15 protein-coding genes and 3 pseudogenes are annotated in these 19066 nt (G+C 31.8%); 8 read left to right on the plus strand and 10 right to left on the minus strand.

Translation table 11 applies throughout. The annotated features are described in order from the left end of the window. Positions 1 to 63: 63 nt before the first annotated feature. The 4 genes and pseudogenes from C568_RS0107380 to C568_RS0107390 form a co-directional block, all read right to left on the minus strand. On the minus strand, positions 64 to 738 hold the full coding sequence (locus C568_RS0107380; protein ID WP_018781138.1) for a glycosyltransferase family protein: 675 nt from the start codon (positions 736 to 738) through the stop codon (positions 64 to 66). A 582-nt stretch (positions 739 to 1320) separates the two neighbouring features. Next, a complete protein-coding gene (locus C568_RS35235; RefSeq protein WP_050774450.1) occupies positions 1321 to 1992 on the minus strand; it encodes a class I SAM-dependent methyltransferase in 672 nt (223 codons plus the stop codon). Positions 1993 to 2013: 21 nt separating this feature from the next. Next, a pseudogene (locus C568_RS35240) lies at positions 2014 to 2652 on the minus strand (glycosyltransferase family protein); the annotation flags it as partial. A gap of 109 nt (positions 2653 to 2761) precedes the next feature. Next, entirely contained in the window at positions 2762 to 3688 is a 927-nt protein-coding gene (locus C568_RS0107390; RefSeq protein WP_018781139.1) for an NAD-dependent epimerase/dehydratase family protein, read from the minus strand. 548 nt (positions 3689 to 4236) lie between these two features. On the opposite strand from C568_RS0107390, the gene C568_RS0107395 reads away from it, so the two are divergent. Next, positions 4237 to 5442 (plus strand): glycosyltransferase, encoded by a 1206-nt coding sequence (locus tag C568_RS0107395; RefSeq protein WP_050774449.1) that lies wholly within the window; start codon positions 4237 to 4239, stop codon positions 5440 to 5442. 90 nt (positions 5443 to 5532) lie between these two features. On the opposite strand, the pseudogene C568_RS0107400 reads toward C568_RS0107395, so the two are convergent. The 3 genes and pseudogenes from C568_RS0107400 to C568_RS0107415 form a co-directional block, all read right to left on the minus strand. Further along, positions 5533 to 5815: pseudogene (locus C568_RS0107400) on the minus strand (SDR family oxidoreductase); the annotation flags it as partial. Further along, the gene (locus tag C568_RS0107405; RefSeq protein ID WP_018764031.1) at positions 5799 to 6020 is read right to left on the minus strand and encodes a hypothetical protein; all 222 of its coding nucleotides are present in this window, start codon (positions 6018 to 6020) and stop codon (positions 5799 to 5801) included. The pseudogene C568_RS0107400 and the gene C568_RS0107405, both read right to left, overlap by 17 nt. A 684-nt stretch (positions 6021 to 6704) precedes the next feature. After that, the gene (locus C568_RS0107415) at positions 6705 to 7016 is read right to left on the minus strand and encodes a MerR family transcriptional regulator (protein ID WP_231398656.1); all 312 of its coding nucleotides are present in this window, start codon (positions 7014 to 7016) and stop codon (positions 6705 to 6707) included. A 631-nt stretch (positions 7017 to 7647) separates the two neighbouring features. Here C568_RS0107415 and C568_RS0107420 point away from each other — a divergent pair. Together C568_RS0107420 and C568_RS0107425 are read left to right on the plus strand one after the other, a co-directional pair. Then, the gene (locus tag C568_RS0107420) at positions 7648 to 7887 is read left to right on the plus strand and encodes a hypothetical protein (protein ID WP_003203888.1); all 240 of its coding nucleotides are present in this window, start codon (positions 7648 to 7650) and stop codon (positions 7885 to 7887) included. Between the two features lie 28 nt (positions 7888 to 7915). Then, a complete protein-coding gene (locus tag C568_RS0107425) occupies positions 7916 to 8881 on the plus strand; it encodes a CgeB family protein (RefSeq protein WP_003206191.1) in 966 nt (321 codons plus the stop codon). 262 nt (positions 8882 to 9143) lie between these two features. Here C568_RS0107425 and C568_RS0107430 read toward each other — a convergent pair. From C568_RS0107430 to C568_RS0107440, 3 genes and pseudogenes are all read right to left on the minus strand, one after another. Continuing rightward, positions 9144 to 9278 (minus strand): annotated as a pseudogene (locus tag C568_RS0107430) (sugar phosphate nucleotidyltransferase); the annotation flags it as partial. Positions 9279 to 9637: 359 nt separating this feature from the next. After that, on the minus strand, positions 9638 to 10873 hold the full coding sequence (locus tag C568_RS0107435) for a surface carbohydrate biosynthesis protein (RefSeq protein WP_018781143.1): 1236 nt from the start codon (positions 10871 to 10873) through the stop codon (positions 9638 to 9640). Positions 10874 to 11034: 161 nt separating this feature from the next. Then, positions 11035 to 13734 (minus strand): glycosyltransferase, encoded by a 2700-nt coding sequence (locus C568_RS0107440; protein ID WP_018781144.1) that lies wholly within the window; start codon positions 13732 to 13734, stop codon positions 11035 to 11037. A 663-nt stretch (positions 13735 to 14397) separates the two neighbouring features. On the opposite strand from C568_RS0107440, the gene pseB reads away from it, so the two are divergent. Genes pseB through C568_RS0107465 form a run of 5 tightly spaced genes read left to right on the plus strand, consistent with a single transcriptional unit; the run spans position 14398 to position 19057 of the window. Then, complete coding sequence (gene pseB, locus C568_RS0107445) at positions 14398 to 15363, plus strand: UDP-N-acetylglucosamine 4,6-dehydratase (inverting) (RefSeq protein ID WP_018781145.1); 966 nt, start codon at positions 14398 to 14400, stop codon at positions 15361 to 15363. A gap of 55 nt (positions 15364 to 15418) precedes the next feature. Further along, positions 15419 to 16612, plus strand: coding sequence for a UDP-4-amino-4,6-dideoxy-N-acetyl-beta-L-altrosamine transaminase (pseC, locus tag C568_RS0107450; protein WP_018781146.1), 1194 nt, complete (start codon positions 15419 to 15421; stop codon positions 16610 to 16612). A 20-nt stretch (positions 16613 to 16632) separates the two neighbouring features. Continuing rightward, entirely contained in the window at positions 16633 to 17370 is a 738-nt protein-coding gene (locus C568_RS0107455) for a cytidylyltransferase domain-containing protein (RefSeq protein ID WP_003195950.1), read from the plus strand. A gap of 5 nt (positions 17371 to 17375) precedes the next feature. Further along, entirely contained in the window at positions 17376 to 18461 is a 1086-nt protein-coding gene (pseG, locus tag C568_RS0107460) for a UDP-2,4-diacetamido-2,4,6-trideoxy-beta-L-altropyranose hydrolase (protein ID WP_018764022.1), read from the plus strand. Between the two features lie 17 nt (positions 18462 to 18478). Then, positions 18479 to 19057, plus strand: coding sequence for a formyltransferase family protein (locus C568_RS0107465; RefSeq protein WP_006093945.1), 579 nt, complete (start codon positions 18479 to 18481; stop codon positions 19055 to 19057). The last annotated feature ends 9 nt before the right edge of the window (positions 19058 to 19066 follow it).

Genomic DNA, 19066 nt, shown 5'->3' on the forward strand with positions numbered 1-19066 from the left:
ACTTATACACTCCCCTGTTTACCATCTGAAATATTGGCACACTTACACTTAAGCTCTTGCTATCTATGGTTTTATAAAAAAGGCATACTCTTGTATAAATACCTTTCTATACGCTTCATATGAAAGCGCATCAAAGTCATCCCCGCAATAATGTATACACCATGGTTCTAATTGACTTGCTACCCCTACTTTATATCCTTTCTTAATAAACTCTAAACACTGCGAAATATCATAAAAGTGGTAGCCCGTAAACAAGTCTTCCCGCCAAGGTAAATCATATTGTGTAACCATTAACAGACCATCTACCGCTTGCACGGGCACATAAGGTATACGATGCTCGTACTGATCAAACGTAAGAGTGCGAAAAGCTCCTCTTCTCTCCTCAATAACTTTCCCAACCATTTCTTTTCCCTCCCACCATACCCCACTATCAGGAATATTTTTACATCCAATCATTCCAAACATACCTAATGAAGAGTCATTTTGAAATAAAGATAATACGTTAAATAAAAAATAGGGGGAAATAATGAATGTATCTTGATGTAGATAAATTTTATACTTGGCATCATGTAGCATTGCTTGATTATATCCTTGTGTCATACTCTTAGAATTACGAACCGCTAAGAATTCTATCGTATACGCTTCTGGAACGTACAAACATTGTATATGCCTCTTACATTTTTCATATAGTTGATCATCATTTACACAAGTAACAAATAAAAATGTATTTTCACTCATTATCCAATTCACTCTCCTTAAATTTACCGCTTAAGAGCCAGTTGAAAATATAATTTGTACCGAAGCAACAGCTTCAGTACTTTTCATCACTGTTTAAAGCTGCATGTAATTTTGAAAGTAAACAGAGTGTAACAGCTACATTATTATTTAGAAACAGTATTTTTTATTCTCCTCAACCACTTCAACACCTTGATTACTGTGAAATTAGATCTGACTATTGTTCTAGCCATCATTTAGCTTCATTTGATAAACAATTATTTAATTTCATCTTTTATATAAAGAAAAATACTTGCTACACACTGCTTTTTACGCTCTAACTTATCCTACGTCAGAATAACCATATGGATCTCCAAATGCCTTTAAACAACTCCTATCTTTTATTTTCCTTACACATTATATTTACTACCTACATATATATGTCTTTCGTACAAGCAATCTAGTTGAAAGCGGAAAATAAAGAAAGTTTTTTCATCATCATGTTATGTAAAAAATAACTATTTACTAAGTTTTAGAATACCTATCATAGGAAAAGGGCTTTCTCATCAGATATAAGAAAGCCCCAGTAATTAAATATATTCTACTTTACATTTCATAATTTCGCTGTAATATTTCTTTGTTCTCTAAGACAGTTTTAAAAATTTCACTATGTCCCTTTGGAAATAGAACTCCTAATCCAAATGAATGTCTAAATTCAATAGAAGGATATTGGGTTTTTAAAGTATTCCACAATTTATAAACCCCAAATTCCCTATCCATCACAGCAATATCATGAAATAAAACAATACCCTTATCCGCTACTTTAGGTAACCATGTTTGAAAATCATGTGAAACTGCTTCATAAGAATGACACCCATCAATATGAAGAATATCAACTGTTTCATCTTGAAACATTTCTAAAGCCTCATCAAATGTATTCTGAACTAAGGTCGCTATATTAGGATAGAATTTATTGACTACTCCTTTAACTGTTTGATAAACATCTTCTCCATAAGAACCACAATGTTGATCACCTTTCCAAGTATCAACTGCAAAACATTTAGTTGATAAATCTCCATCTTTCACAGCCTGACAGAAACTATAAAACGAGGCTCCATAGTGTGTACCTAATTCAACAATTTTTTTAGGCTTCATAAATCTTACTAAATCATATCCAAAATTCAGATGTCCGGCCCATGCTGACATGCTTATCACAGTAGGATTATAATTATTTATTTCACTTAAAACATTATTATTTTTTTTCCATTCATGATGTATTAAGTCCGGATAATTTTTAAGAAATATTTGTCTTTCTTTTTCAAATCCCTCATAACTGATAATACCGCAATCATGTATGCACCACGGTGCATCTTGCTTAGGGACTCCTATATCATAACCATGATTAATAAATTCAAAACATTGAGATATGTCATAGAAATGCCATCCTTGAAATAAATCTTCTCTCCAAGAAAGGTCATATTGCGTAGCCATAATTAATCCATCAATCGCTTTTACCTTTTCATATTCATTTTCTACATTATACCTTCCGGTTAAAGACAATTGTCCTTTTCCTGCTGGAGTATGATAGACCACTCCATAAGGTTGATTACTTTCCCACCATACTCCTTTTGGTACTGTTTTTGAACCAATTACTCCTATCATTCCTAATTTAGCATTTTTCCTAAATAGTTCAATTATATCAAATATAAATTTTTTATTAATAATTGAAACGTCTTGATGTAAATATACTTTATATTTAGCATCACTTTTTTTCATTCCTTGATTATAGCCGGACGTCATACTTTGAGCTCCTTCGATGGTCACAATTTCTATTTCATAACCCTCAGGTATTTCTAATTGTTTGATATGTTTTAAAGCTATACTGTATTCAATAGAATCGTTAACACAAGATATGAAACATATTTTCTTATCATTCATTTAATCACCCCTTAGTATGTTAAAATTTATTTTATTCCTTATACATGATATGAAAATCCCCTGTATTAACATATTAGTTAATACTATATAAAATGAACTTTAACTTATTTTATACAATCCTTGTATTTTTACAAAATAAGGAAATGACCTCTTCCAATCCTTGAAGCAATGAAAATTTCGGGTGCCAATTCAAATATTTTCTAGCTTTATCATTTGATAAATAACTATGAATAACATCCCCTGGTCTTTCCTCTTTGTATATTCTTTTATCTTCTATTTTCATTAAATTGCAAATTGTATCTAGCAGTTCATTAACTGAAATTTGTTGATTCGAACTAATATTACATATTTGATTGTCAGCATTTCTAAATGCCAAGAAGTTAGCATGTGCTACATCTTTAACAAAGATAAAATCTCGTGTCTGATTTCCGTCACCATATATAATTGGACTATCATTCTTAAATAAGCGATCCATAAAAATGGAAATGACACCAGCTTCTCCATCTGGATTCTGCCTTGTACCATAAACATTGGAGTATCTGAGAATTGTATATTTTAAACCATAAAGCTTTGCAAATAATTGAATATATGCTTCACTGGTCAATTTTGATAAACCGTAAAATGATACAGGATTAAGATCATGCTTCTCGTCAATAGGTAAGTATTGGGGATTACCGTATACAGCAGCAGTTGATGCATAAATAATTTTTTTTACATTGTACTTTATACAAGCTTGAAGAATATTAACAGTAGCCATGACATTTTCACTGCAATCGTAAAATGGCTGTTTTACAGATTCCTGTACAGATACTTGTGCTGCTTGATGTATTACAAAATCAGGTTTTTCAACCATGAAAATTTTATCGATATTTGGATCCCTTATATCAAAATGATAGAAAGCAACTTTTGATGGAATATTATACTTATGCCCAGTAACTAAATTATCAACAACCACTGTATCTATATTGTTTTCTAATAAGAATTCAACAATATGTGAACCAATAAAGCCAGCTCCACCTGTGACTAAAACTTTCAAATATTTCCCCTCCCAAAAAGTTATATTCCCTTACATATAAGACAACTGAAAATATTCATTTCATTCAATTAATTGAATGATTATTTCTATAAAATCAATGTTGTTACAATTTATGTTGACTATATATTTTTTGATACAGTAAGCCTTATAACTATTCAATGCCGAATTAAAGAGACTCACAAAATTAAATCCGACTGCATATGATAAATCTAGCGCATGCCTAATATGGTTTCACACATAAAGTAAAACAAAATACTTACATGCTTTACTATTGTAATTAATTACGTATATGAAGTTGCACATACCCAATAGCGCCCCATTAGCTTGCAAGGCGAATGATTAAAATGAGGAGAATTTGTAAAACTGAGAGTTACTAGCAATACTTTAGAGAATTTATAACTCTTTATTAGCATTTGTTCAAAGTATATAAAATCAGATGTTGTTGAACGAATAAAACCTTTTGAACAAAAATAGGGGGGAAAATAGTGGCTAAAAACAAATCAAAAACAACAAAACACATAAAATCGCAAAAGAAAATATGTCTTTGTATGATTGTAAAAAATGAATCAAAAATTATAGAAAGATGTTTAAATCCGACTAAATCTATCATTGATTTTGTTTCTATTTGTGATACGGGTTCGACTGATGGAACACCTGAAATTATTGAAAACTGGTGCAGAGAAAATAACATACCTGGTACTGTGCACCATGAACCTTTTAAAAATTTTGGATATAATCGAAGCTTGGCTGTATCTTTGGCGCAAAAAACTTATCCAGAGGCAGATTATTTGCTGTTACTCGATGCTGATATGGTCTTAGAAGTTAAGCCACATTTTGATAAATGTAAGTTAGATAAGGACCATTATTTGACTATGCAATATGATCCTCAAATAAAATATTGGCTTTCTCGTCTACTTAAGACATCTTTGCCATGGCGATCCGTTGGAGTTACACATGAATATTGGGATTTAGATCGTTCTAAATTAAAGGCTGATCAAGTTACTTACTTTGATACAGTTGAAAAACTCGATAGTCTAATTATCAATGACCAAGGAGACGGTGGGAGTAAGAGTGATAAATTTGAACGAGATAAACGGTTGCTATTAGAAGGAATTCACGATGAAGCAACCCCGCCCGATTTAAAAATCAGATACATGTTTTACTTAGCACAAACATTATCCATTCTCAATGAATTAGATGAAGCAATCAAATGGTATAAAAAAAGAGTTGAAGCGGGCGGATGGGCGGAAGAAGTATTTTATGCCCTCTTACGAATAGGTCTCTGTTATGAACGTTTGGCAAATACGGCTTCTTTCCAACGTGAACAATTAATTACAGAGTCAGAAAAAAATAAATCAAAAGTTGATCAATCTACAATAGATACCTTCATCCATCAGGAGGAACAATTTTTTGCTCTTGCTACTACTTATCTTCAGAATGCTTGGGAGTACAGACCCTGTAGAGCGGAACCTTTGTCCCACCTTGCAAGAATGTATCGACTGAAAGCTAAAAATAATTTAAGCTTGATGTATGCATTACAAGGAAAAGAAATTCCATTCCCAAAAGAAGATATTCTTTTTGTAGATTACCACGTCTACGACTACCTTTTTGATCATGAAATTTCCATATGTGCGTATTATATCGAAAATAAACGTAATTTAGGTCGCGCTGCTCAGAAACGTCTCCAATCTAAAATCAAACAATTACCACCACATATAGCGGAGGTTGTTGAAAATAACTCGAAATTTTATTAGTTCATATAAGAAATAAAAAATACCTTTTATACCCCATTTCATGGGGGGGAGAAGGTGTTTTTTCATCATTTTATATTTTATATTTAATTTTTAATTACCTAAAATATGATACCCAAAATCCCCATGAATGTTCTCACCAGCAACACGACTTGCTAAGTTACTAAATAAGAATAAAGCTGGATTACCAACTTCCTCTTGTGTTACGTTACGGCGAAATGGTGCGCGCTCTTCGATTTGTTTTAAGATGCTGTTGAAATCACCAATCCTTTTTACTGATAACGTACGGATTTCTCCTACTGCCACAGGGGACACACGAATATTATGTATGCTATCCTAAGTCGTTCGCTAAATACCTTTTACTTGTGTCTAGCGAGTCTTGAATCACCCAAATATTGTTTAATGACATGTAATGTTTCTTTATTAGACTTGTCATCCATCATACAAAGTTCCCATTCATTTAAAGATTGAATACGTACACTTTCCATTGCTTTACCTACTAATACAGACTTGTTTAACAAGTAAAAATGATTACAACCTTTGAATTCAAAACCAATCCTGTATATAGTAAGTTGATTCATATAGAATTCATCAATATATATAATCTCTCAATTGGACTTTTACTCTTTAGTAGTGTATGAAGCTTTCCCGAAAACATATAGCCACTAGCAGGGCATGTTAAAGACATACTCCCTCGCTTTTTAATTATCTGCATTAGGTAATATAAACTAAAAGCATAAATTTGAATTGGTATAAGAGGGTGTATTCACTAGGATGTTCTCTGCACAAAAATATACCTATAAACATATAGTATAAGTGTTATTAAATATTAACTTAATGAATAAGAAGGAGGGAATATTTTCCCATGGCATGTAACAGTAGTATCTGCCACCTGCTGTTGTTCTCCGGCATATTGCCAGGAACTATTATAACAGTTGTAGGTAAGTCCGGTTTTGTTTATGGACCAGCCAAGTTTATAAGCCTTAATATAGGAAATTGCATAGTTACATTGGAAGAGCAAGGTTTACCATCTCCAGGTTTTACGACTACTATTCTAATTAGCTGTGACGATATTGAGAGCATCATAACAACAGGTGATTAGAAAATGACCACTACAATTGTTGATGTATAGTGAAGCTATTGTATATCTCTTCCGATTAACTCGGTATTTACAATTATTTAGATCAGAGTATGAAAGCTGAGCTAAGCAATAATGGCTATGAATGGACTTACTTTCATCCATTTCCTTAAAAAAACACTAACTATCAAATCACACTCATTGGAAAAGGATGGCGTAATAGACTGCACAATTGTTCTTGTATCCGAATGTGCTCTTTTACACTTTCTAGTTGTACTTTTATGACTTCGACCGGATTCAAATTTGGCTTTTCTATCATCTCTTTAATCTCAGCCAAAGCAAAACCTAACTGTTTAAGTGACATAACTTGTTGCAGCTTTGCAATATCTGTTTCAGTGTAGAGCCTTTGTCCCTTATCAGAAGACTGCGGGGGAGAAAACAACCCAATTTTATCATAATGATGGAGCATCTGTACCGTAAGTCCGGTTTGCTTAGCCAACTCTCCAACTTTCCAGGTTTTTCCATTCAGAATCAACCCCTCATTTCGCACGAGTTAATTTTGCCGGCGACATTACTATACAACCTGACACCGTGTTAGGTTCAAGTAGCTTTTTTAAACTTTTTGCTGTTTATATAAATAACGCCCTTCATATAAAACGCCTTCTTATTTAAGAATCGTGCCCGATTGCGGAATTCATAAATCTTACACCAATATAGCTTTTCAATAAAATGTAACCAAAAACACCTTCCCCTATTTACATTGCATCAAAAGAATCCATTTTGAAAAAATTGATCAAAATGGATTTTTTCATATAAATCTTTATATGGATTTTATAGAAATAACACTGTGTTACCTACTTTTTCATGTTACTTTATGACAATTTCTTGCATTTTCTTCATTTTATTTTAAAATCCCGTTTCCCCTTTTATTAATAACTGCTGAATTTCCTATACTACTCAAATGAACATTATACTGCTCCCAGTCATACCTTTTCATGCGCTATGCTAGTGAATATATCCTTAAAAATAAACGTTTTAATTTATGAAAGTACTATTTTCACGAAACTCTATCTATTTGCATATAATAGTATATACGTTATCAAATATTAACAAAGGAGGAAGATTTATTTATGTTTCTATGGATATGTAAAAGTAGCATCTGCCGTCAATTCTCCAACATACCACTTGGAACGATTATAACAGTTGTAGGTAAATCAGGTTTTGTTTATGGACCAGCCAAATTAACAAACTTTAATAAAAAAACTGGTATCGTTACATTAGAAGAAGAGGCTCTACCATCTCCAAACGTTACAAATGTTATACAAATTAATTGTAAGTGTGTTGAAAGCATCATAACAGCAAAAGATTAAAAATGATGAATACAATTGGTGATATGTAATGAAGTTATTGTATATTTCTTCTGGTTATCTTGGTATTTATGATTATTTAGATCAAAGTATGAAAACTGCGCTTAGTGATAACGGATATAAATGGACCTGCTTTCATCCATCAGAGCCAATAGAAAATATAAGATCAATTGTTACCACGTTTCAGCCACAAGTAGTCCTAACAATATTAGGAGACAATCTCTCTATACAAGCTATCCAGTATTTTAAAGAGAATGGTATTCAATTGGCTTGTTGGATGACTGAAGACCCTTATTATTTTGATAAGACTTATCAAATCATTGATAGGTTCGACTATATCTTTACCATCGATACTGGAGCTTTAAAACAGTACCAACTCGTTCATCAGAATGCCCACTATTTACCGTTAGGTACGAATCATTCCATTTTTAAACCGCGCTCAGTAGAGCATGTATATAAAAGTGACTTGCTTCTTGTAGGATATCCATATCAGACAAGGGTAAACCTTATTCATTTCCTTCTAAAGAATACAAATTATGCCCTAACACTAATTGGAAAAGGATGGCGTAATAGACTACAAAAGGTCTGGAGAAACAACGCAAGGGTTATGATTGAAGATACATGGATGAATCCAGAAAAGGTTTCTTATTTTTATAACGGAGCTAGCATTGTATTAAACCCTCATCGAAGTAACAATTTCTTATATAATCAGAATACGTCCAAGGTTATGAATGAAAGCATTAATAATCGAACGTTTGATATTGCAGCATGTGGAGCTTTTCAATTAATAGAGGAAAAGCCTAATCTTCGTTCTTTCTTTACTGAAGAAGAAATGATATCTTATCAGGATTATGAAGATTGCCTGTGTAAAGTGATTACCTATATGAATGATAAAAAAAAGAAGGAGATTATTGCTCAAAAAGCTCAAAAAATAGTTATAGGACAGCATACATTTTGCCAAAGAATAAAAGAAATGGTGAAGACTATTCAATCATAAAAATCATGTTCTATAACAAATATAACTCATCAAAAAAAATAATATCTAATATCCATTCATTACACTCTAAACAATCTGTGTTTAAACCAAAATTTATTGGGGACAATTCTTACTTTCCACATTATAAAAAAGAAAAATCATCGGTTATATTATCGATGATTTTTCTTTTTATAAAGCATTTCATTAACCTATCTTTCTCGGGATATATAAACGAAAAGATTTCAAACATATAAAAAATGTACCAAAAAACTTAGATACAACCTTCACATTCTTTTAGCTTACAAACTGAATGATAAATCATTGGATAACGTCCAACAGGTAGCAAATGTTTATCGGTCACTCTAGTGATAGGATATAATCTCGATCCTGTACCTCCAGCTAAAATAATCCCTTTCATAAAATTGCTCCCTTCTTCTCTAACAATCTAAAACGTACCCCGATGTTTTAAGTAAAAATAGAGTAATATTCATATTTCCAAAGTATCTAAAGGTCATCTCCCGTATCCCTCATCAAAACCCCCATTGTACTAATAAAATTCCTTTGCTGTATTAATACAATTCTTTAGGGCTCATTGAATTAACAATCGTAAATTTCTTTCTAACAACGGTTTCAAAACTAAATGCTATGATTGATTTATTATAAAAAAACACGCTTTAGAAACTTTGATTCTTCATTATATGAAATAATAAAAACCCTTGTTACCAAGGGTTTTTATCTAACTAAGGAAGTTACGTTAAGCCTCATAGAAAAAAGGACTCAACTGTTATTAGATATTATTTCAAATAAATCAGGAGCTAATGTTCGAACACTCACTTCATTTTTATTCATTTCTATTAAATCCAATTTTTCAAAGAAACTTTTTATTTCTTCCTCTGAAGTCAACGTATGATCCCCTTTTATTGTAGAGAGCGCTCTTACTGAAGATTCCTCAATGGAACTTTCACCCGTGAAACTGATTGTATCTAATAAACGGATAATATTTTGATAAGCATAATTTTCTACATCCATGGACCCATAATAATTTTTTGATAGACTCCTTTTTTCTTCACCTATTTCTCCTTTAGATAAACAGAAATCGACTAAGTTGAATACTTCACTACTATTCACTGATTTATAGGTAACTGCATTAGGTAAATATTTCTTCTCTTTCTCATAATTAATTGGCATATAAGCAATGACTGGTTTATCAAGTAACAAAGCTTCAATGCCTGTCGTACAACGATTGTGTATCACGACTTTTGAGGCCAAAATCCACATAACCACATTACCATCATGGGCAACAAACACATTTTTATAATCCGACAATTCTTTTCGATAACTATCTACATTTTCATGAATATGAGGACGAACAACAATATTGAGATTCGGATATTTCTCACTTAATTCTTTAATTAATTGGATAAAATGTTCGTATACTTTCTTTATATAATGTTCGTTAGGATTGAACCCTCTTATAAAGTGATTATATTGCGTAAATCTTGTATTTACTAAAATAAAGTCTCCAAACCGCTGTTCAATCATTTTCACTTCATCATTATATAACCCCCGGAACTTTTTCTTGAGTAAATCGAACCGTGGATGACCAGTTAAATGAAATTTTCCCTTAAATTTAGGAAAAGTATTTGTAACTATTTCTTTATGAGCATCTCCCCAGCAATATACATGCTCAAGTATTTTAACATACGTATCATCTTTTCCAAGACGACTATAATTATTACTATTAAGGAATAATCCTTCTTCTTCATCCAATTCAACAATAGAATAGCCTAGTTTGTATGCACGAGTCATATATTCTTTCCTTGCATCACCATAAGGAGTTCCCTTTGAACAAATGATGCCCTTAGGTAATAACTCCAAGTGAGAGAGAATAGGTGTGTGCGTTCCCAGAATAATTCGATAATTCCCTTTAATTGCATAATAGGTTAAGAGTAATTTTGCGTCTAATTCCCTTGTTTTTGATTCGATTGGTAAGTAGAGAAACTTTTGTGACATAACCATCACCCCTTCTTATTTTTTCAATCGAAAATAACCTTGTCTTCAGTATCATTTATTATATTCTTTCTTATAAAAGATAGCACAAAGACAATAATGGCATTTATTACATAAAAGATCCCTATTTTCACTACAAATCTATTAGATATGTGGACCTTATCCTAAAATTCATTTCCTTCCCGCAAATCTCTTAATTTCTTTGCTTTTTCGTGGATTTGTTCTCTATTTTTTAATAAGTTTTTTAATAAATTTAATATTTCATTACTATTCATGTTGTCAAGAATCCATCCACACTGATATTTTTCTACTCGTTCAGCAGGGGCGCCTAGATCAAATGTAATAATGGGGTATCCCGATAACATTGCTTCACTTGTTGTATAGGAATATGTTTCAGGGCAAATGGACGGATTAATAACCAATGCTATTTCATTTTGAGCTAATATATCAGATAAATTATCCACCTGATATCTTCCTGTGACTTCAAACTTTCCTTCAGCACTTTTGTGTGGATTAAAATGAATATTTGTTATACCAATCACCTTTATATTTATTGGTAAATTTTCTTTAACAATTAAATCCTTTAGCTCATATATAATACTTGATCCTTTCGGATAATCAATGGCTCCCATAAAAGCAATATTTAAAACTTTTTTATTTAAAAACTCCTCCTTAAAGGAGTATGATATTTTTGGATTAATAACATGCTCTCTTACTTCTATCTCAATATCTTTATAGTATTTTAGAATAATATCTTTCGTGTTATGACTAGGGGTAATTACCTTTTTCGCACCCATTAAAAAAGAATAAAACGCTTCTCTCCAACCTTCAATATGAATAGCTTCTTTCGGAAATATTTTCGCAATACATCCCTGACAGATATCTACATTTGTTTCAGCATTACAATACTTCTTTTGATGATTTATTAAATTATAGCTTGGGCAAACACAATAAAAATCATGAATGTAAAAATAATAATCCACAAGTGAGTGTTTTATTAAACGAAACATTTTTTCAATGGGATACTTAAATAAATGATTAATAAAAATCAAATCAATGTTTAGAGCACTTAATAATTTTTTAAAGTTCATTTCAGTTAGTTTACTTATTTTAAGATTATAATTTATTGGTTCGGAATGATTATGATCAGTTAAAATCACATAATCTGTCCCAGGTGTTAACGTGTATATTCTCTCATCATCTTCTAATGTTTTTATATAGTTAGTTTGATAGATTGAGGCACCACCACCTAAGCCATGATCGATAAATAATCTGCCCTTTCTATAAGAATATTTATCGGCAACCATTATGCTTTTCATGAATTCTCTTATATTTTTTATTGGATCCAGCCTTATAAAGTCTTGTATGATTTTATTATAATCTGGGTATCGGTTAAGTAGTTTTTTTAAATTACTTGACATTAGCTCTTGTTTACTTCCATCTATTTGATTAAAACTTACACCATGTTTATGATAAACAAACACATTTGGAATCAATATATTTTGATATCCTTTATGACGTGCTCCCATACACCAATCATTTTCCTCGCCATACCCCTTGCCAAAAACCTCATCATCAAAGATTCCGATATCATGAATAACATTTCTATTTAATGCCATACAGAAGCCTACACCTGTTGGGATTACTATCCCTTTGTTAATGACATATTTTGAAAAATAAGCATCGACTTCATTTGCAGTCATATTGTATGGCAATTCATTATCTTGAACAAAATTAGGATAGGAACAAATCGTAGCACTATTTGAGAAAGGGGTAACGGATGAAATTTTATCATTTACTAAAATAGGGTTGATTAAGCGCCGAAAACAATGAGGTGGAATTTCTGTATCGCTATTTAATAAGATGGGGTGATTTGTTGTTAAAAGTAAGCCTTTATTAATACTTTGTACATATCCTAAGTTTTTATCATTGTGTATAACCACTAATTTTTTTAAGCTTTGAGGTAATTTGTTAGATTTCAAGCTTTCCAAAAAACGATATATCTGTTGATCTGTACTAGCATCATTAATCAAAAATAAATTACAACGAATGTCTATATTATTGTATATACTTTCTATACATCTCTTTGTAAATTCGTAGCCATTATATATTGGTATAATCACATCCACTTCAGTATCTTCAAGTAATTCATTATTATATTCAATATAATTTGATTCATTTAATGTTTCTAAACTAAATTGATTACGAATAGAATCATTTAAAAAAGATGGTTTATCAGCTTCCTCGTTTGTATTCGAAATAGATTGGATATATGTTGGCTTTTCGTAGTTCCAATTTAAAATCAATCCTTGTTCGTCACCATTTAAACATTTATCCATATGGAGCTTAATCTCTTTTTCGTTTTTTGAATAACCCCAAATCCTCAAACTATTCATTTTCCCTTCAAAATATCCGTATGCTCCACATCCTCCAATACTTCCTGAGGCAAAGACATTAGTCTTAGTACTTTTTAATCCTCTTTTTACAAAACTTCCATTCACATATAAATTTGGAGTTTTATTTTCATAAACAATAGCTATATGAGTCCAATCGTCTATTTTTATTTCATATGTGAGTAGAGGAGGTAAATAATTGTGACTGTGTTCATATACCGTTATACCATTCGTTCCAACCGATACTCCGGCACCCGATTCATCTTTTCGTTCAATTACAGGATGCCCTGGACCAATAATATATCTTTGACCAAAAATTCCATGTTTTCCTTGATCCGATTCCTCATTTAATTGAATTTCCTTTTGAGGCTTTATCCAAAATTCATAGGTGAAATCATTTTTAATATTTCTAAACAAGTCCTTGGTCATTATTATTTCTTGCCCTTTAAAATTTAAAAACCCTTGAAACACATTGTTCACCCTCGCTTATATAATTCAAAAAACCAAAAAATAACTATTAAAATTAAAAGATATATATTTTTTTATTAATTGCGCCATTCAACATCTATTTCAAAGTTCTTTGAATTACGTGTTTTTATTACTGAAGATACATTTCTATTATTTAAGTTTTTAATCAACTAGTTGTACACGATCGATGTTTTTATTAATTACTAATTAGTGGTATAAACTATGCGATCGAACAATAGAAAGCAGATTTAGGCTTTTACTTTTACTATGCTATGTTTTGTTTGTCTTTTTGTATAGTTACATAGTCTAGCTTGAAAAAAGATGGTGCATTATCTCTATATTAAATACATAATCCCTCTCTGAACTTGAACAGCTTATGAACATGTAACACTTTTTGATTAGAAAACCTGAAGATACCTCTTATATCTAAAAACGAAGATTTTGATTTCTAGCCTCTCAATAATATAAAAAACTATTTAACATATTTATCATTTCCTGAACCAAGAAATAAATCACAAAACAGTTAAAAGTAGACTTCAATCTAGGCTTATTCACCATTTCGGGAAAATTATAAGGAAATGTAGAGATGATACCCAAACGTTTTCCCGAAATATTCATAGTAATAGATAGTGAAAATGGATTCAATAAAAAAAGGCTGTGAAAAAAATGGATTTAACAGGAAAAACAATTTTAGTTACAGGTGGAACAGGCTCTTTCGGAAAGAGATTTATAAAAAAAGCCCTAGAACTTGGTGTAAACAAGATTATTGTTTTTAGTCGTGATGAATTGAAACAATACGAAATGGCTCAAGAGTATACAGATTCGCGTATTCGTTTTTTTATTGGGGATGTACGTGATAAAGCTCGTTTATACCGTGCTTTTGCTGGGGTGGATATTGTAGTTCATGCAGCTGCTTTAAAGCATGTCGGTGCATGTGAGTACAATCCGTTTGAAGCAATTAAAACAAATATCTATGGCGCTCAGAATGTAATTGAAGCTGCTATGGATTGTGGTGTGAAACGTGTCATTGCTTTGAGCACAGATAAAGCTGCCTCTCCAATTAACTTATACGGTGCAACGAAATTAGCATCAGATAAACTTTTTGTTGCAGCAAATGCTTATGCAGGGAAAAAGGACACCAGATTTGCAGTGGTACGATACGGAAATGTAGTAGGCAGCAGAGGCAGTGTAGTACCATTTTTTAAAAGCATAAAAAAAACCGGGAAAATCCCTATAACGGATGAACGTATGACACGATTTTGGATAACACTTGATCAGGGAGTACAATTTGTTCTTGATAACCTTCAGCGAATGAAGGGCGGGGAAATTTTTGTCCCTAAAATCCCCAGCATGAAAGTAACAGACTTGGCAAAAGTAATTGCACCTAAATGTAAAATTGAGTTTATAGGCATCCGTCCAGGCGAGAAGCTTCATGAGGCTATGATAACTGAAGATGATGCCCGTCATACTTTAGAATTTGAAGATTATTATATCATTCAACCAGAATTTAATTGGTGGGATAAAGCGTATATAAGTGAAGGCAAACCGCTTCCAGCAGGTTTTAGTTATACAAGCGACAAAAATGAACATTGGTTAACAAAAGAAGAGTTAAAACGGTTAATTAGTGAATAAGATAAAAAAACAGTCTAAATAAATCAAAACAACATATAAGGGAGTATTAAGGATCATGAAGTATTGTTTAGCAATTCATGGAGGAAAACCCGTACGGAATCATTATTTGCCATACGGCAAGCAATCCATTGATGAAGATGATATTCAAGTCGTAATCAACGTTTTAAAAAGTGATTTTATTACAACCGGTCCAACAATAAAACAATTTGAAAATCAAGTGGCAGCATATGTAGGTGCGAAATACGCCGTAGCATTTTCAAGTGGAACAGCCGCCCTACATGGCGCCTGTTTTGCAGCGGGGATATCCAATGATGATGAAGTCATCACGACATCAATGACGTTCGCTGCCAGTTCTAACTGTGTCCTTTATCAAGGTGGCGTTCCGGTATTTACGGATATAAAATCCGACACTTACAATATTGATCCTAATTTAATAAAAGATAAGATTACAAATAAAACAAAAGCAATTATACCTGTACATTTTACTGGACAGCCAGTTGAACTTGAAAAAATTTCAAAAATTGCCCAAGAATATAACCTAACAGTAATCGAAGATGCAGCTCATGCATTAGGCGCTACTTACAAAAAGAAAAAAATTGGTTCAATTAGTGATATGACCATGTTTAGTTTTCACCCCGTCAAACATATTACAACAGGCGAGGGCGGAATCATTACAACAAATAATGAATACTACTATCAAAAACTTCTTCAGTTTAGAACCCATGGAATCACCCGTAACCCTAATAACCTAACTGAAAATCATGGGCCTTGGTATTATGAAATGCAATTTCTTGGCTATAATTATCGGATGACAGATATTCAAGCTGCTCTTGGATTATCACAACTGCAAAAATTAGATTCTTTTATTGCTAAAAGAAAACAATATGTATCAATGTATAATATGGCACTAAAAGATTTACCTGAAGTTATTCTTCCAAAACAATTAGATCATGTTGATTCAAGTTGGCATTTGTATATCATTCAGTTAAATTTACCAATGCTAAAAGTTGATCGAAAAGAAATCTTTCAAGCGTTACAGCAAGAAAATATTGGTGTCAATGTTCACTACATTCCAATTCATTTACAACCCTACTATCAAAAATTAGGTTATCAAAAAGGTATTTGCCCTAATGCTGAAAAATTATATGAAAGTATCATTACTCTACCATTATTTTCAGAAATGAGTGAACAAGACGCTAATGATGTCATTCAAGCAGTTAAAAAGGTAATCAATTTCTATAAAAAATAAGTGAATAAAAAGGTGATGAAATGAAAGTTGCCGCTATTATTCAAGCTCGAATGGGCTCAACTAGACTTCCGGGGAAGATAATGAAGAAAGTTCTTGATAAAACACTATTAGAATATCAAATTGAACGAGTAAAAAGAGCAAAAACAATTAACCAAATTATTGTAGCGACTACTACAAATCAAAATGATAATCCAATCATTGAGCTTTGCGAACAACTTTCTGTTCCTTATTATCGTGGATCAGCAGATGATGTATTATCACGTTATTATGAAGCTGCAACACAATTTTCTGTAGATGTTGTAGTTCGATTAACTTCAGATTGTCCCGTTATTGATCCTGATATTATTGATAAGATAGTTAATTGCTATTTAGAACATCAAAATAAATATGATTATGTATCTAACACATTAATCCGTACTTATCCAAGAGGTTTAGATACAGAAGTTATGCCCTACCGAATTTTAAAACAAACATATGAAGAAGCAAATCAGCCATCCTATCGCGAGCATGTGACTGCATATATATATAACACCCCTAAAACGTTTAAACTGTTCAATGTCCAGAATCACTTAGATGAAAGTAAACATCGCTGGACTGTAGATACGAAAGAAGACTTTATCTTTATAAAAAAAATTATTACAAAACTATATCCAGTTAATCCCCAATTTTCTTTCATTGATATTTTAAATTTATTAAAACAAGAACCAGACCTGTTTTATATTAATAGCCATATAGAACAAAAAAAATTAGGGATATAGTTTACATGAACATACTCATTCGTGTTGACGCTTCTATAGAGATTGGAACAGGGCATGTTATGCGATGTTTAACCTTAGCAAAAGAGTTAAAAAATCAAGGACATCAGATCTCCTTTATATCTAGGGAATTGGACGGTCATATGTGTAACTTTATAAAATCTCAGGGACACACAGTATATATGTTACCCAAAATGAAGTTAGTAAGAAATAATTGTAATACTAAACATGCTCAATGGCTTCAAACGAGCTGGGAAGTTGATGCTCAACAAACAATAGAAATGATACGTAAAAGCATTCGCTTTGCTGATTGGCTCATTGTAGATCATTATGCTTTAGATAAAAAGTGGGAAGAAAAGTTAAAGGAGTTCGCCCACTATATAATGGTTATAGATGATTTAGCAGATAGGTTACATATATGTGATCTACTGCTAGATCAAAATTATTATGCAAACATAGATCAAAGATACGAAGAATTAATCCCTATAAATTGTATAAAATTATTAGGCCCCAAATATGCATTGCTAAGATCCGAATTTTTAAAAGAACGAAAAAATGTAAGAAAAAGAACAAATCCCCTTAAAACAATACTCATATTTTTTGGTGGAAGTGATCCCACTAATGAAACTTCCAAAGTAATCAAAGCTCTAGAAGCAATAGAATATACGCAGCTTCTTATTCATGTAGTTATCGGTCGATCAAATCCTCAAAAAGATTTCATCCAAAATTTATGCAAAAAGCATCCAAATATGGTCTTTCATCATAATATTGATTATATGTCTAGATTAATGAATGAAGCGGATTTAGCCATATGTGCTGGAGGTTCAACCACTTGGGAAAGATATTGTTTAGGATTACCCGCACTATTAATCTCAGTAGCACATAATCAAGTTGAAATATGTAAAACAGTAGGAGATTTAGGGATTGATTTTTACATTGGAAAATCAGAAGAAATTTACGAGAAGGATATTTGTAATGCCCTTGAGATTGTTAGGAGCGGAAACTTTGATTTAGAGGGATCTTCTAGAAAAGCATTGGAGATTGTAGACGCTTTTGGAAAAACACGTGTAGTATCAAAGATTTTACAATATTAAATGTTAAGGAAGATATTATGAACATTCTATTATTAGGATCTAAATGTAATAATTTGTACAGTTTTCTTAAATCATCTGGAAATAGTGTTGTTTTCTATGAAAATAGAATAGACATTCACTCACCTATTCTTATTAATATTGACTTTATCGTCAGCTATGGATACAGATATATGATTCCTCCTTCTATTATTGAGAAATTTAATAACAAAATTATTAATTTGCATATCTCTTATCTTCCTTGGAATAAGGGTGCTGATCCAAATTTATGGAGTTTCCTTGAAGATACACCTAAAGGGGTTACAATTCATTATGTGAATAACGGGTTAGATACGGGCGATATTATCACTCAATCGGAAGTTCCCTACAAAGAAAATGATACATTAAAAACCGCCTACGATAGACTATGCCAAGAAATAGAACGACTTTTCATTGAAAATTGGAAATTCATTTATTCTGGAAAAGTTATGAGGAAACCGCAACCTTCTGGCGGTAGTTATCATAGATTAAAAGATAAAAAAATATATTTGCATTTACTTACTAATGGATGGAATACGTCAGTAAAAGATATAATCGGTAAAGCAAAAATGAATGGTTAAAAAGGAGAA

It is taken from the genome of Bacillus sp. 95MFCvi2.1, assembly GCF_000374965.1.
GTDB classification, from domain to species: domain Bacteria; phylum Bacillota; class Bacilli; order Bacillales; family Bacillaceae_G; genus Bacillus_A; species Bacillus_A pseudomycoides.

Coding starts and splice junctions, on each gene's coding strand:
- C568_RS0107395 (WP_050774449.1), top strand. CDS start 4,237: ATGATTGTAAAAAATGAATCAAAAATTATAGAAAGATGTTTAAATCCG.
- C568_RS0107435 (WP_018781143.1), bottom strand. CDS start 10,873: ATGTCACAAAAGTTTCTCTACTTACCAATCGAATCAAAAACAAGGGAA.
- pseC (WP_018781146.1), top strand. CDS start 15,419: ATGAAGTATTGTTTAGCAATTCATGGAGGAAAACCCGTACGGAATCAT.
- C568_RS0107425 (WP_003206191.1), top strand. CDS start 7,916: ATGAAGTTATTGTATATTTCTTCTGGTTATCTTGGTATTTATGATTAT.
- C568_RS0107455 (WP_003195950.1), top strand. CDS start 16,633: ATGAAAGTTGCCGCTATTATTCAAGCTCGAATGGGCTCAACTAGACTT.
- pseG (WP_018764022.1), top strand. CDS start 17,376: ATGAACATACTCATTCGTGTTGACGCTTCTATAGAGATTGGAACAGGG.
- C568_RS0107380 (WP_018781138.1), bottom strand. CDS start 738: ATGAGTGAAAATACATTTTTATTTGTTACTTGTGTAAATGATGATCAA.
- C568_RS0107405 (WP_018764031.1), bottom strand. CDS start 6,020: ATGAATCAACTTACTATATACAGGATTGGTTTTGAATTCAAAGGTTGT.
- C568_RS0107420 (WP_003203888.1), top strand. CDS start 7,648: ATGTTTCTATGGATATGTAAAAGTAGCATCTGCCGTCAATTCTCCAAC.
- pseB (WP_018781145.1), top strand. CDS start 14,398: ATGGATTTAACAGGAAAAACAATTTTAGTTACAGGTGGAACAGGCTCT.
- C568_RS0107465 (WP_006093945.1), top strand. CDS start 18,479: ATGAACATTCTATTATTAGGATCTAAATGTAATAATTTGTACAGTTTT.